The sequence below is a fragment of the Bacillus andreraoultii genome, assembly GCF_001244735.1.
GTDB classification, from domain to species: Bacteria; Bacillota; Bacilli; order Bacillales; family Caldibacillaceae; genus Caldifermentibacillus; species Caldifermentibacillus andreraoultii.
In genome coordinates, this window is sequence record NZ_LN868936.1 from 361,675 (window position 1) to 376,798 (window position 15,124).

Below are 15,124 nucleotides of genomic sequence, written 5' to 3' on the forward strand. Positions count from 1 at the left end.
GTGTATGCCGTTTCTTCTATCACGCGTTCGAAACCAATTTCATTGATACGCGCAATGAGTTTATTCCGTTGTCGTCTTTCTATATCTGAAAGCTGTCTGCCGTCAATAAAGACGGCGTCCGAGCTTTCAACATTTGCTTTTTGAATGGATTCAGCAGTGATCCCAATTTTTCTTGCTTGTAATTCCACTCGTTCCAGCAGTTCTTTACGAGCTTCTGTCGCAAACTTTTTCAATGCACTTTTATTCATTACTTTCACCCTTATTCAATCAACTCGATTTGTTTATTCGCTTGATAATCTATCTTAACTTATTGGAAAGTGTATGGATTTATATCTACTTCCTCTTCTGTCGGCCAAGTTTTCACCGTAACAACCTTTGATACACCATACTGTTTCGTCTGTAATACCAATTCAATGTAGTCCGTTGGTAGTTTTTTATGACTTGTTTTAGCTTAAATAATAAATAAGACGTACCGTTCACGCTTGAAGAATATTCTCATTCTATTATCATCGAAACCTACTTCTCACATACGGATTTTACCCTATTTCCTTTTCTAATATTTTTCCAACGACAGCGAGTCTCCTCTTTCCACTTTGTTGTTGAACGACTTTTGTAAAATCATTATTTTTTATCAACTTCTCTTGGTTGTGTTCATATAAGCTTTTTATACCTTCTATAAGTTCATCCTCTTTAATATCTTCTTGCCAATAGGAATCAACTAACTGATTTAACGCTACTGCTAAATCCCGTTGCGTTCGGTAAAAAAGTCGGATTTCCACAAAGTTCACCCCCGGCACCGTTGATTTTACTTAATTCTTATTTTACTCTTACTCAATTCTTAATTCAATTTTAACTGGTATTCAGCTAACTACACTTTCGCCCATTGATTTAGGAAAAAACATAAGATAACACCCCAAATTCCCTTTTTTATTCGTGCTATCATTTTTCGCTGTTTTCCTAATTTATTGTCCATCATAGAGAGGGGCTTTGGAGAATAAAGTGAGACGAACATTTATTGCATGTAGAAGAATACGAAATAGGAAAAAAGAGAGAAGATTGAATTTCTAATGAAGCCTTATTCTTATTGAGCATTGAATAGAAGGGGTTTCAAGTTTCATAAAATAAAAAAGAGCTAAACCCGTATTAGATTCAGCCCGAATATTACGTAATTTTTGATTAGGAAATGGTTCCGAAAGCTCCTTGATACATACTTCTTCCTCTTTCTTTACCCACTTCCCGCTCTCCTCATCCTTCATATTCACTTTTTTCGCTCATGGCTATATTTTGCGGTAACAATAAAGTTAAATACTCCGTAAAAGATAGTCAATATCAATATAGCAAGAAACATATGTTCAGTTGGAACCAAAAAGTAGGCAATAACTAGAGCTAAAACATATACGAGGTAGCCAAGGTTATATATTTTATTAAAACCCATTTCTTCACCCCTTATAGTTATTATGTCATGATAAGATTCCTTGTACCTTTAGTTGTCTTGTCAGATAGTAAAATTTTACGAGCACGATCTTTATATAATCTCATTTGGACTTTCTGCCAATAGTAGTTTGGGTCAGTATCCAAATGCTGTGGCCATTCTTCGTTTAAAATAACCTGTTTTTAAATTGTATTCAACAAACACTGTAGCAAGACCACTTGCTATAGACCAACATATGTAATATAAGCTACAAGTGAAGCAGCCACTACTTGTAAGTAAATTTATCACTACTTCTTTATTATTTTATAATAATTAAATGAAATAAACTACGACTTTTTTAAAAATTAACACTTATGGGATCGTTCATGTATCTCCTAACAACCCTTCTTAGAGCTCCTTTAAATACAGTTTTTAGTTCACCCTTTCATCAGCTAATTCAACAATCTGCAAATATACGTGGTCTTTCTCTCCAATCATTTCCCCTAATGACAAACAACTTAGCAATTTTATCCTAACTTCCATATTCGTTTGGAATTTCCAAAGTCATCCCTCTTCTCATATTCAAATCTCCCCAATAATGCATATTTGAGTAATTACTCACTTTTTATTGACTTACTATAATAACAATCATATACTTTTATTGTAGTGATTGATTACTCACTTTTTTCCATAAAGGAGGAATAATTAAGCATGTTACCTACCATATCCATTCAAAATATTAGTAAAAGCTTCGGCAAAAAAAGTATCTTACAGGACATTCATTTTGAAACAGAAGAAGGGAAGATTTATGGCCTCATCGGACCGTCTGGAGCAGGAAAAACGACACTCGTCAAAATGATTGTAGGAATGGATGTTCCTGATAAAGGGTCTATCTTTTTGCTGGGGGAAAAAATGCCGAATTTACCAATTTTACAACAAGTTGGTTATATGGCTCAATCGGATGCCCTATACACCGGACTTACTGGCAAGGAAAATCTTATGTTCTTCGCTTCCCTTTATCAATTAAACAAGTCCGAGCGGTTACGAAGGATGGAGTATGCGGCGGATTTAGTCAACTTAACACCTGACCTAAATAAAAAAGTGTCAGCCTATTCGGGAGGAATGAAACGCCGATTATCTCTCGCCATTGCTCTCCTTCAAAATCCTAAAGTACTCATATTAGATGAACCGACAGTCGGCATTGATCCTGAATTAAGAGTAAGTATTTGGGATGAATTACTTCGATTAAAAAATGAGGAAGGAAAAACGATTATTGTAACGACCCATGTTATGGATGAGGCAGAGAAATGTGATTATATTTCCATGATTAGAGATGGCTCATTCATCGCTACAGGTACACCTCAACAATTAAAAGACCAATATTCAGTAGATTCTATTGAAGATGCTTTTCTGGTAGCGGGGAGGAAATAAAATGAGAACAGTCGCATTAATAAAAAGGATCTTATTACAAATTATACGAGATAAACGGACATTAGCTCTCCTATTTATTGCCCCTCTATTAATACTAACATTAATGAATCTCGTTTTTAATGGGAAAACAGTGGATCCTGTTTTAGGGATTGAAAATGGAAATGAACAAATGATTCAATCGTTAGAAGAGGCTGATATCGTTGTAAAAGAGTTGGATGGGGGAATTGATACTGAAGCGGCCGTGTTGAAACATCATTTAGATGGATTTTTAGAAATTAAAGGAGAGAGCGCAACATTAACATTACTGAATGATGACCCAACCGTAGCCAAAAGTTTAGAGATGAAAGTAACACAAATTGTAAATAAAATGGCTCAATTACAACTAATGAGTAATCATGCTACTCAAAAAAACCTACTTCAAAATGAGGCCATCCAGACGAATTATGTATATGGAAGTAGTGAAACGAAAACGTTCGATACCTTTAGTCCTATGTTAGTCGGGTTCTTCGTCTTCTTTTTCGTTTTCTTAATTTCCGGCATCGGTTTATTAAATGAACGGACAACAGGAACTTTGGAGCGTTTAATGGCGACACCTATCAAAAGAGGTGAAGTGGTTGCGGCCTATTTGATTGGCTATGGTCTACTTGCCTTTTTACAAACTATTGTCATTGTCCTTTTTTCAATTCATGTGCTCAATATCGTTTTAGTGGGTTCCATTTGGCATGTAATCGTAATCAATGTCATTGTCGCTCTTGTTGCCTTGTCGCTTGGTATTTTATTATCTTCCTTTGCGAGTTCCGAATTTCAAATGATACAGTTTATTCCAATTGTAATTGTTCCTCAAATTTTCTTCTCGGGTATTTTTTCAATTGAAGGAATGGACGATTGGTTACAAGTACTTGCTAAGTTTATGCCTTTGTACTATGTAGCCGATGCTTTAAAAGGAGTCATGTATAAAGGGCTAAACTTAACGGATATAAGTAAGGATTTATACGTTTTACTCATTTTTGCAGTCTTATTTATTGTATTGAATTTATTTGCTCTTAAGAAGTATCGAAAACTGTAATAAGGTTGGTGACAAAATGGAAAATCAAAACTTATTAGATAAAATAGCAAAAATTATCCAAAGTTCTGATAAACAGACAGCCAAACAACAGAAGATAATGGAAGTAGCCATCTCATTATTTGCAGAGAAGGGCTACTCAAATACAGCCACAGCAGAAATTGCGAAACTTGCTGGAGTAGCAGAAGGAACCATTTTTAAACATTATGGTACAAAGGAAAATTTATTGTTATCCATTATGGTTCCGTTCTTAAAAGAGCTGTTTCCATCAATGATCGATGAATTATTTGAAGAACTTATGAATGACAATATAACGTTTGAAGAGTTTTTGCGACAGCTTTTGAAAAATCGTATAAATTTTCTTTTAGCTAATCAGGAAATACTCCAAGTTTTTATCAAAGAAATGATTTATAAAGAAGAATTGAAAAGGGAACTGCTTCCATATATATTTGAGCAGGCAGCACCCCGTTTAACGAAAGTCATCGACACTTTCCAAAAACGAGGTGAAATTATGGATGGTCCGATATCCCAAGTTATAAATTTGTTAGCTACAACGGTATTTGGTTTCATTATTTCACGTTTTGTCTTACTAAATAATCAATCACTAAACGACGAAGACATTGATCATATCGTTCGTTTTATCATTAATGGGATTGGGAAGACTTCCTAGTCCTGTTTTTTTGGTTTTTCTTTAGCTCCGACCACAAGAATCCATTCTGTTTTGTCCTTTAGTCATTATCTTGCAGGAGGCTTTAATTTTGAATAGATCCATTTGCTTATTTAGGAATCACAGGAACCCATAGTTCGTTTCTTGGTTTATGCTTTGGTGGATAATAACATTCGATACATGGAATATCAGCCAGTTCGTATCCAGAAGTTGGGACCCATTCTGTGTATAATCGCTCCCAAGCTTTCACTATACCTGGAAAGACAGCCCAAGTCCTGTGTTTGATATCTAACGTTTCCATATCACTCGGTACTTCTCCATCATATCGAACACCCATAAAGTATGTGAATTCTTCATCCATAATGGCTGCCTCTTTTCCACACACGCCCAAAAGACTTTCCAGAGTGCATTTTGGTTCTTCCCAGGACATGTCAATCAACTGCTGCATAAATCCATCTTTTTTGGCACCGCTCCAAAGCGTTGGAATTGTTTTAAATGCTCTACTTGTTTTGACTTCCTTACCTTTTCCTACAACTTTTAAATCAAAATCAAGATTCTCAATCCGATACTCCATCTCGGTATCCCCTTTTATCGAAATTTGAAATGAAATTCTTGGAAAAGCTTTTAATTGTATCCCTTTATTTCGTGCTTCTGAAGGCTTAATTCCATGAACCTTTTGAAAAGCACGGGAAAAAGAATCCGCAGACTCATAGCCATATTTAATGGCAACATCTATCATTCGAATGTCACTCTTTTGAATATCAAATGCTGCAAGTGTTAAGCGTCTCCGTCTAATATATTCAGAAAGAGTGATTCCCGAAATAGATGAGAACATCCTTGAAAAGTGATATTCGGAGCAATGAGCAACTTTTGCAATTTCCCTATAATTTATCTCGTTCTCCAGATTGTTTTCAATATAATCCAAAGCACTATTCATTCTATCTATCCAATCCATCTTTCCTCTCCTTTCTTATATCAACTATATAGGAAAATGTATTTTTTTATCCGTCATTTCTTGCACAATTAAGTCGGATTATTTCCTTACTATATCACTTAATTCTATTTCCTTTGAGAGCTTTCCTTCAACAGATAGAATTCAAGCAATTTATTTCCATTTCATCATGTAAATGAAGTTCTTAATTGGGGAAAAATGGATAAGGGTAACTCAGTGATTGCTGAGCCTTTAGGCAATCAAGAGACGTAGTTCGCCGAGTATATAGAAAAGTAGAAATTGGAAAATTTATCCCCTTCTGTAGTCAAAAAAGGACTGAACCTATATTGGATCAGGCCCAAATATTGATTACTTATTTCCTCAACTTCTTGATACATGTATCTGCTTTCTCTCCCCTGTTCCAAGTACATAAGCATTTAGGGGGGATATAGAAAAAATATATTTCCTGGGCTCAGGATATTCAACGTGTTTTATAAAAGACTATTAATTTATTCAAAATTCTTGTCCAGCAAAGCCCCTGTTTGTTCAGCAATAACACGAGCAGACTCAATGGTTATCTAGATGTGTTATAGATGACCAAATCGTGAAGAAGTTCGGGTAATTGGGTATCTAGAAGCGTTGTAGACGACCAATTCGCCGGGAAAATGACGGAAACGGTCATCTAGAAGGGGTATAAACGACCATATCGAGAAAAAGTTCGGCTAATTGATCATCTAATATGGTATGGTCGCATTAAAAACCACAGCTTTTAGACTGTGGGTGTGACGAAATGCTTTCCTATCATTTGAAAAAAACATCAATATTTTTTCAACATAACTAAATCCTCTTCTCATAATGAATGCTACTTAACATTTCAGATGTAAATGTAACAAATACAATAAATGCTAATACTATTATCATCCAAATGAGCACCTCAACTTTATAAATGCCATAGAGGATAATAGATATTACTTCCAAAAAAATTACTGTATATTGACAGATTTTGAATGATAATGCATTACTCTTCAGTTCTATTTCTTGATTTCTTTCATCTAGTTCTTCGATTCTATCCTGAATGGTTAGTCGTTTTGAAATGCTCTTTCGAATACTAGATATAGAAATCAAAAAAATAAGTACTGCTAAAATAAACAATTTTAAACTAAACCCTTTTATTACTAAAGCAATTAATGCAGACAGTGCAATAGTAATTCCCATTATCCCTGATAAGAATTTTCGTTTGTTATAGATTTCCAAAGTTCTTGTCCTCCAAATCTTTATTTTCAGCTAAACAAAATAATTCTTCTATTGTCGTTTCAAATAAACAAGCTAGTCGATAAGCTAACATGATGGATGGCTTATATTGTCCTTTTTCAAGTGAAATAATCGTACGTTGTGAAACAAAAACCATCTCAGCTAACTGCTTTTGTGTAAGCCCCTTTTTATTTCTATTTTCCTTCACTTTATTTATCAACGTTTACTTTCCACTTCCCTTAATATGAAGTTCACTTCACATGAGGTATACTTCATATCCCTATGTTATGCAATAATGTAGGATTTCCCTATGTATCTAGCTGTTTTATAGTTTTTCCCCCGCCCCCTTCACTCCTCATTCCCCTTAATCCATTCTGAGACATACGGAACTTTCTGATTATGTAAAATCATTATTCACCATAGTAGAGAAATGGGTCAGAAGAAATGACGTAAAATATAGCAATTTTGGGAGCGATGTTGCAGTTAAGAAATCAATTGGTTACTATCTGGAAACCCGTAGATGTATAGGGTGTGTAGACAACTGAAAATCGATTGGTAGTCGCACGAATTAAGTACCGACAAGGGATTGGACAGATGCCGGACACATAGATAAGGACTAGACCGCTATTGGATCCAGCCCGAATTTGTATTGATTTGATATTTAAATAAACGATTGATTAAGAGATGAATCATTATTACATGATAGCCGAACTGTGAAATTTATAGTTAAAAAGTGTTCAATTTTATCTGGCGGAAACTGTTAATTTTAGTTTAGCAGTTACAGAATTACGTATACTCTTTTAAAAGATTATCAAAAATCGTTGGAAAGTTATCAGTTTGCTGAGAGTATTGCTTTGGAACTTAATGATAAAAATCGGTATGCTCTTTGTCTTCAAAATACTGGTAAATTATACTCTATAATGAACAAACCAAACGAGGCAATTAAATATTATTTAAAAGCTTATGAAATACAAATAAACATTTCAAATCCAGATATATTTATAACTATATCTAGTTTAGTGAAAGAGTATTTTAAATTAGACGATTTACACAATGCAAATAAATGGTTAGAAAAAGGCCTAAATAATATTAATTCCCAAGAAACTATAGATATTATTTATAAATATGAATTTGAAGTATTTGACCAATTAATTAATGGGTATAACGATTCCTTTAAAGATTTAATATTAAAGAAAATCATTCCAATACTTGAAGGGTAATGTCAAAAGTTCTATGAAAAACGGATAAGCAAACAAGATTTATTCCGAAATAAGGTGGAGAACCGTCGCCATTTGCCCTTGACAAACACGCCGATGGTTTAAGTTAGGTGTAACAAGGGCGAAGGGAACTAAATTAAGGCATGACAAATACGCCCTTGTTTTCCGAAAATTTTAAACCATCGGCTAGTTCGGTTTGTCAAGGGTTCGCTTCGCCAAATGGCTGGTTTGAATGTTAAACCATTCAAGGGCTCAGCTAAAGCTAAATTTAGGCGGCTTGTATTTCTAGAAGCCATTGTTGAGCGAGTTCAATCATTTTTGTCCAACGTGCCGGCATGTGTGGCAATTTGGAGAGTTCTGGGATCATAACTGGCACTTTATTCTCCAGTGAAGCATGTGGCCTGAGAAAGTTAAAATATGCTACGAATAAAGTCACATAGGATACCGATCCCTTTTCTGAACCAAACCCATGTGTAGCCTTATAATTACCCTTAAAAGTACGATTGAGTCTCTCAATAATTTGTTTAAGCGGTCGATATTCCGTTGAAACAGGATCCTCATTGGTTAATCCAATGACTTGCTTCACATCAAAGTGGATATCGTGCTGGGCAAAGAAGTGTTGAGCCAAAAGGTAAATAGGATTCCCATCGACCACAAAAGTAAGATCTTCTGGAATCTCTTTTAGCTTAAGCAATACTTCATCAATGGCTAATACAGCTGCCTGTGTATCTCGGTTTGGTGAAACAGGATACGACAAAATAATCTTTTTTACGGTATCAAAGAAGAAGAACAAGTAATTCCAACGTCCACTCACACGGATATACGTTTCATCACCGCAAAATTGATTGGAAAGCTCATACGGATAATGGTCGATAAACGGTTTCATTATGAGCGCGACACTGTTTTCGTAGTTTAAAATACTTTGGTGAGAAATAGAAACTCCGTGAATATCATTCATAATGGCCGCGGTTTTGCGCGCTGATAAGCCGTAGTTTACGTGATAAGTCAAAATAAGTCCCAGTGTATGCGGAGACACGTACAATTTCGATAAATCTACTTTCGGTAACTCTGGAGACTCTTTCGACAGTGGCTTATAGTCGAACTTAAACAGGCGAAATATATAGCGCATTTTGAACGCTTGTGGGTCTTTTTTGAACGGTTTCTTCTCTTCTTTCGAAAGACCTTTTAACTTCTTTTGGTAGTAAGAACATTGATTATTTTTACACTTGAAAACATCAAAATCTTTTCGTTCTTTTATCTTTTCAAGTGTTTTTGAACAGTGAGGACATCGTAAAATGGCCTCTTTCAAATAACGATTCTTTTCGCTAAACAAACACGCACACACTTTACATTGATATTGTCCTTTATCTCCATTATTTGCATAAAGAAAATCAGAAGGAGCACCACACTTTGGACAATTCAAATGAGAAGGCACACAAACTTTGGCGTTTTTATGTCTACGAACCGGTTTTAATGGTTTCCCGTGTTTTTCTAGAAAATCATTAAGTAGTTCTTGATAATCAAGCTTTTCAAGTGTTTCAACAATCGGAAGCTCATCCACCTGTAGTTTTCGATAAGGCTTGCTTATCGGTTTTTCTTCGGGTTTATCAAACATACTCTTTCCAATTAAAAGAGTCTGTAAAATTTTGATAGTCTCATCTTGGTACTTGATAAATTCAAATAAATAGGTTAATAATTGAGGATACAGACTTGTTCACTCCAATCTTGTTAGTTGTGTGTGTGGTAACCTCAATTAACCATAGATTTTAGGGGGTGGCAAGTCTTTTTTTGTTCAATGCCTTATAAATCAATGGTTGTTAACCTATTTAATATAAAAACTTTTGACAATACGACTTGAAGAGAGGGGGTTGGAATATGAAAAACATTTATATTTAAAAATTTTAGCTGATTATTTTTTTAAATATAGAAAATATAAACTAGCAGCCAGTTATTATAATTATTCACTTAATACATTAAACTTGTAATGGGAAGTACTGGGATATATTGAAAACCTGCTTAGAAAATACTAGCAGATGATCATTGTCCCCATCGAATAATTACCTTCCCCATCTCACTCCCCTTAACACCTTCTTTCCCAAGAGCTCAGGCCCCTCCATTATCTCTTCACTTTTCTCTTATAAAAAAACGATCCCACACTTTTGCCGTCTTTTGCCCAAAATTGTACCATTTTGCAATGATTTTGATAAAAGATTACATTCCAGAATAGAGAATACGGAGTAGATATTCAAATGGCAAAAAAGTTGGTATCTTCCCTACCCCATCCCCTCTTTCCTCGTTCTTTTTCTTTCTTCCATTCTGCTAAATAGTTATTCCGCAAATCACCCAATTTTTCCTTCTTTTTTTCCACTCTATACTATATTGAATATTCAGACAAACTTATTAAGTCCTTCCCGTATAGCTTAAAAGTTGAGTTTGATCAAAAATACCTTTAAACCCATATTTCGAGGTAATTAAAAAGAATTCATTTTGAAAAAATTTGATTAAAAAGGATTCTTCTCTAGTAGATTTAGGTTTCAGTTTTATAAAAAAGTTTGATCATTTTTAAGCAAGGCGTTCATCTTTCAGAAATGCATGAGAATTATGGAGATAACTTCGATGAACTATCCACCTGTTATTAAGTTGGAATTCCCACCTTCTCATCTCCCATCCCTCTCAAACCCTACGGCCTCAAGGCTCCACGCCCTTTTTTATCCTTCATTTTTCTGCTAAAAAGTTCTTCCCTCAAAGGGCTTTCTTTCCTCCATTATCCTTCTTTTCTCCATTCTGGGTTGTGCAGAATATTCTTTCTATGTAATTAAGTTCTTCCCGGAATGGATGGAAGAAGCAAGAGAAAGGAATGGAAAAAGTGAAACGAAACCATTGGAAAATGCCTGAAAAACAACGGAAACCCTACGGGTTTATACAGTGAGGAAAACAACATAATAGAAGCAAGAGAATTAGAACGAAGAGGACTGAAATCCTTTTTGGACAAGGGGTTGAGGATATATTGGACAAAAAGAAAAGGGACGAAGTCCTACTGGACCCGCCCCGAATTTTGATTGTTTTTTTTATTGAAGAAACCGATTGAGTAACGATTGATTACATAATAGATTGCCCGCTGCTCATCCTGCTTCCTTTGCTGTTTGGATACCAACTATAAAGCAGTTGGGAGGAACTTTTTAGCATGGGGAAGAAGAAAGTAACAGCTACACATAATAGAAGAAAGAATAAAGAGGTAAAAATGACACCTCCTATTCACAACTGGTAGCATTAGCTTCAAATGTCAATCAAAATAGACAGGTTCCCCGGGATTACTCAAATGTTTAAATACCAATTGAATTTGTGATTCTGTATTTCTAGCTATTGATAAAGATGGAAGTTCATTTTCTGCAAAAAATTCAACTGCATTTGTTTCAATACCCTCTTGCGGTTTTCCACCAATGATTTCGCACTGGATAAACATTTTATAAACGTGATACGGGGAAGGCGGATGTGGATGGCACTTCTTATCGAGTACAGCTATTAATTTTTTTGCTTTCACATCAAACCCTGATTCTTCTTTTACTTCTTTGACTACAACTTCACTTGGAGATAAACCTATGTCACCCCAACCTCCAGGTAACGCCCAATCCCCATCTGTGTTTTCTCTAACCATTAAGATTTTATTATCTTTAAACACGACAGCTCTAATATCTACTTTAGGAGTTGCATAACCTGTTTCATTGGCAAACAAATCTTTTATTACAGTCTTACTAACATCCGTATGTAGTGACAGCATTTCAATGCTAATGGCCCTAATCATTTCAAATCTTTCCAAGTCATATATATCTTTCGAATACGTTAGCCCTGCTTGTGCAATTGATTGAAGCTGTTTTGCCCATTCTAGCCATTTTGGTTCCATTAACCTTCACCACCGAATCAATTTTATACTTATAGTTTAATTTTTTATTAAAGTTAAAATATCTTTTGGCTCTTTTAATATATAGTCTGCTGATTCAAACGGTTCTACCGTCTTTGCTCCCCATAAAGCAAGAGCAAATCTCACCCCAGCACTCTTTGCACATTGCATATCATAGATTGAATCCCCAATGTAAATGGCATCACGCCTAGTAGCACCTAAGCCCTCTAAACAAGCTAATAAGGGGTCGGGATGTGGCTTGTGATTCTCGGTATCATTAGCATTTATTGTGTATTGAAAGAATGAGCTTAATCCGAATGGATCAAATTCATCCTTTAATTCTTGATGTGTTTTGGATGTAACAATACCCATTTTAACAGGTTTATTTGATAGAACTTTTAGGATCTCTTCTAACCCTTTAAATACTTTTACATCTTTGGAAAATTCTAATACTGCCTTTGCCCACTTTAAATGAATACGTTCTACATCAGTCACATTTAGTCTTCGGAGTGTTTCTTTTCCTGGTATTCCTAATGCAAATCTCAATTCCTCTGTTTGGTATTCCTCACCTTCACTTGCCAACACTTTTTGTAGAGATTTTAATATTGCTGCTTCGGTATCTAAGATCGTTCCGTCCACATCAAAAATCAAATAATTGAACATACTTTATCACCCCTATAAAAAATAATGTCTTTGATTAAATTGTATCCCATATAGTATTATTTGTTTAATGAATATATTAGATGCCTATAATCGAATTTTCCGATTGTAAAACAGGAGAATGATAGACATGGATAAAGAACAATTAGATACATTCTTATCATTAGTAATATATAAAAACTTCACTAAAAGTGCTGAAATGTTACATGTAGCCCAATCAACTGTTTCGGCTAGACTGAAAAGCCTTGAACAAGAATTAGGAAAGCCATTACTAAGAAGAACAAACAAAGGAGTAGAACTCACTCCTTCTGGATTAATCTTTTTACCCTATGCAAAAAGAATCATTGAATTAGTTGAGGAAAGTAAAAAAGAGTTAGCATTAGAAGGTCAATATATTGATCGTTTAGTGTTAGGAGGGCCATCGTCAGCCTGGAACTATATCTATAGAAACGCTTTATCCACTTTTGCAATAGAAAATAGAAATGTGTCCTTAGAACTTAAAACTCATTCATCAGAGAACACTATTAGCAAAGTGATAGATGGCGTTATAGACCTTGGAGTATCTTATACAAAACCAACACATCCAAATTTAGTGATACACGAACACATCGAGGACCATTTTAAATTTGTCTCCAGATTTCAACTGAATAGGCCGATTACTGTTGATGATTTAAACAGTAAGAAATTTATATTAAACAATTGGGGAGATGCTTTCTTTGAATGGTTCATGGAGTTTACAGGCATCAATCACTTACCGGCATTATCAATGAATCAAACTGCTATCGTGCTAAAAATGATAGAAGAACAAGATTATTTTACTTTACTACCTTCTATGATAGCCCAACCATTTATTAATGATAAAAAGCTGTATTTCCTAGAAAGTGAATTTGATATGCCCTCACACCATATTTATATATTCACCTCAAAAAATCTTAAAAAGGAATCAACTATTAAAAAAATATTGGAGTTGTTAAAGAATTAATTTTTTTATATCCTGCGAACGACAAAAAAGACCCGATCACTTATGGACCAAACCTCGAACTTTTAATGCTTTGTTTGACTACAGATGCTATAATTTCATTGAACAAATCGAGTAAAAAGGATTGACCCATATGAAACAACTGAAAATAAGAGCAGGTGAATGGATTAACTCACTATATGAAAAATATTCATTTAATGAAAAAGAGACAGTATTAATGGATTATACATTTTATTTTAAGTTAGAAGGATTTGCAGATGAACCAGAGTTCTATTTAAAGAAAACAGTCGACGACTTGGAATTTGGATATGAAGCTACGCAATGGGACGGTTATATGCCATCTCCAGTTCCAGTTCCAGGAGTATATAAAAAACATTCTTTATCTTGGGAAACCTTGCAGTCATTAAGTAAAGTGGAACAGCAAGAGATGATTCTTGAGTTATTAATGAAAACAATTAATACTAGAAAAAGACAATATCGAAAGTGCCAATTCTGCGGTGAAAAAGTTGCGGTTGAACATAGGTTTGCTAAAGATACCTGCCATGGTTGTGCCAGTGAGCATTTTGGTGTGGTGTATTAATATTACGAAAATCTTTCTGACTATCAGGAGGATTTTTTTTGTTTTTTGTATTCGTAATCTATAAATCATCCGTTCCAACATCATACAAAAGCAACCTTTACTTTCAGCTTCCTCTATAAATAAAATCCTCGTACGTTTACTATGTCCCCATAAAAAATTAACATTCCCACGCCCCTCCTTCCTCCCACCACTCCTCAACTCCTTCTCTCTCAAGGGCTCACGCCCCCTTCACTTCCCCTTCCATTTTCTCTTATAAAAAAATTACGTTCCCGCCTTTTTACCGATTTTTGCATGAAATTGTACCGATTTTACAATGATTTTGATAAAAAAATTACGTTCCTGAGTGGAAAGAACTGAATCAAAATTGAGTGGTCATTGGATCTAAAAGGTGAAGAAACACACTGGAAAGGATAGGATTTCTATTCTGTGCGAAACCCAACAGGAATTGTACTAGAGTTAGACTGAACCCTTACTGGACAAAGGATTGGAGGAATATAGAAATGAAAAAAGCGACTGGATATGGATTGAATTTTAATTGAACATGGGATTGGATTACGATTGGATCTCCACCGAATTTTGCATAAAAAAACCGAAGGTCTGCCGGGAAACGTACCGGAAAAACCTTCGGTTTGTATCAACCAACTAAAATCCTTTACCCTCGCCCCAACACCCACTCATCCCAACTCCCACAAGGCCTCAACCCCATTTTCTAGCCACAAGGCAATGCTAAAAAGTTCTTCCCTCAAACACCCGATTTTCGCCTCTTTTTTCGGTTCTGGGTTGTATTGAATATTCAGTAAACATTAAAATGTTTTACCCCCAACAGAGAGAAGAATCAGGAGAAAAGACTGAATAGGCCATGAAAATTTCCCAAAAAAGCATGGAATTATATTGGATGAAAGTTGAGGTTATCTTCAGTGCTTACTCTTTATTCCTCCCTCCTCTTTCCTCCACTATCCTTATTGGACAAGGGATTGAACGGACTTCTTAACTTTTTGGTTAAAAAGAAAAAAGACTGGACCTGTTATTGATCCAG

Annotated in this window: 15 protein-coding genes; 6 read left to right on the forward strand and 9 right to left on the reverse strand. The window is 35.0% G+C overall.

Annotated features, from left to right (window positions below; translation table 11 throughout):
• From BN2144_RS20055 to BN2144_RS19845, 3 genes are all read right to left on the reverse strand, one after another.
• A partial coding sequence (locus tag BN2144_RS20055; protein ID WP_033827163.1) for a hypothetical protein occupies positions 1-248 on the reverse strand: 248 nt, incomplete at its 3' end.
• A gap of 288 nt (positions 249-536) precedes the next feature.
• Positions 537-779, reverse strand: a complete 243-nt coding sequence (locus BN2144_RS04725) for a TIGR04540 family protein (protein WP_033827170.1) — start codon at positions 777-779, stop codon at positions 537-539.
• 479 nt (positions 780-1,258) lie between these two features.
• The gene (locus BN2144_RS19845) at positions 1,259-1,435 is read right to left on the reverse strand and encodes a hypothetical protein (RefSeq protein WP_154665491.1); all 177 of its coding nucleotides are present in this window, start codon (positions 1,433-1,435) and stop codon (positions 1,259-1,261) included.
• Positions 1,436-2,122: 687 nt separating this feature from the next.
• Here BN2144_RS19845 and BN2144_RS04735 point away from each other — a divergent pair.
• From BN2144_RS04735 to BN2144_RS04745, 3 genes are read left to right on the forward strand one after another with little or no spacing between them, the layout of a single operon-like run.
• On the forward strand, positions 2,123-2,842 hold the full coding sequence (locus BN2144_RS04735) for an ABC transporter ATP-binding protein (protein ID WP_033827172.1): 720 nt from the start codon (positions 2,123-2,125) through the stop codon (positions 2,840-2,842).
• A 1-nt stretch (position 2,843) separates the two neighbouring features.
• Positions 2,844-3,908, forward strand: a complete 1,065-nt coding sequence (locus BN2144_RS04740; protein ID WP_033827173.1) for an ABC transporter permease — start codon at positions 2,844-2,846, stop codon at positions 3,906-3,908.
• Positions 3,909-3,924: 16 nt separating this feature from the next.
• Positions 3,925-4,575 (forward strand): TetR/AcrR family transcriptional regulator, encoded by a 651-nt coding sequence (locus tag BN2144_RS04745; protein WP_033827174.1) that lies wholly within the window; start codon positions 3,925-3,927, stop codon positions 4,573-4,575.
• Positions 4,576-4,681: 106 nt separating this feature from the next.
• Here the strand turns inward: BN2144_RS04745 and BN2144_RS04750 are convergent, their stop codons facing one another.
• The 3 genes from BN2144_RS04750 to BN2144_RS04760 form a co-directional block, all read right to left on the reverse strand.
• Positions 4,682-5,527: an AraC family transcriptional regulator gene (locus BN2144_RS04750; RefSeq protein WP_033827175.1), complete on the reverse strand. Its 846-nt coding sequence runs from the start codon at positions 5,525-5,527 to the stop codon at positions 4,682-4,684.
• A gap of 813 nt (positions 5,528-6,340) precedes the next feature.
• A complete protein-coding gene (locus BN2144_RS04755; protein WP_033827176.1) occupies positions 6,341-6,757 on the reverse strand; it encodes a hypothetical protein in 417 nt (138 codons plus the stop codon).
• The gene (locus tag BN2144_RS04760) at positions 6,744-6,962 is read right to left on the reverse strand and encodes a helix-turn-helix transcriptional regulator (RefSeq protein ID WP_407638002.1); all 219 of its coding nucleotides are present in this window, start codon (positions 6,960-6,962) and stop codon (positions 6,744-6,746) included. Before BN2144_RS04760 ends, BN2144_RS04755 begins: the two co-directional genes overlap by 14 nt.
• 577 nt (positions 6,963-7,539) lie before the next feature.
• Between BN2144_RS04760 and BN2144_RS04765 the strand changes: the two genes are divergently transcribed.
• On the forward strand, positions 7,540-7,974 hold the full coding sequence (locus BN2144_RS04765; protein WP_082195146.1) for a tetratricopeptide repeat protein: 435 nt from the start codon (positions 7,540-7,542) through the stop codon (positions 7,972-7,974).
• 265 nt (positions 7,975-8,239) lie between these two features.
• Here BN2144_RS04765 and BN2144_RS04770 read toward each other — a convergent pair whose 3' ends face one another.
• The 3 genes from BN2144_RS04770 to BN2144_RS04780 all read right to left on the reverse strand — a co-directional run bounded on the left by BN2144_RS04770 (position 8,240) and on the right by BN2144_RS04780 (position 12,532).
• The gene (locus tag BN2144_RS04770; RefSeq protein WP_033826673.1) at positions 8,240-9,679 is read right to left on the reverse strand and encodes a DDE-type integrase/transposase/recombinase; all 1,440 of its coding nucleotides are present in this window, start codon (positions 9,677-9,679) and stop codon (positions 8,240-8,242) included.
• 1,575 nt (positions 9,680-11,254) lie between these two features.
• Positions 11,255-11,872: an NUDIX hydrolase gene (locus tag BN2144_RS04775; protein WP_033827179.1), complete on the reverse strand. Its 618-nt coding sequence runs from the start codon at positions 11,870-11,872 to the stop codon at positions 11,255-11,257.
• Positions 11,873-11,908: 36 nt separating this feature from the next.
• Positions 11,909-12,532 (reverse strand): HAD family hydrolase, encoded by a 624-nt coding sequence (locus BN2144_RS04780; RefSeq protein WP_033827180.1) that lies wholly within the window; start codon positions 12,530-12,532, stop codon positions 11,909-11,911.
• 127 nt (positions 12,533-12,659) lie between these two features.
• On the opposite strand from BN2144_RS04780, the gene BN2144_RS04785 reads away from it, so the two are divergent.
• The gene (locus tag BN2144_RS04785; RefSeq protein WP_050632210.1) at positions 12,660-13,511 is read left to right on the forward strand and encodes a LysR family transcriptional regulator; all 852 of its coding nucleotides are present in this window, start codon (positions 12,660-12,662) and stop codon (positions 13,509-13,511) included.
• A 130-nt stretch (positions 13,512-13,641) separates the two neighbouring features.
• Complete coding sequence (locus tag BN2144_RS04790) at positions 13,642-14,088, forward strand: hypothetical protein (RefSeq protein ID WP_050632211.1); 447 nt, start codon at positions 13,642-13,644, stop codon at positions 14,086-14,088.
• Positions 14,089-15,124: the final 1,036 nt, after the last annotated feature.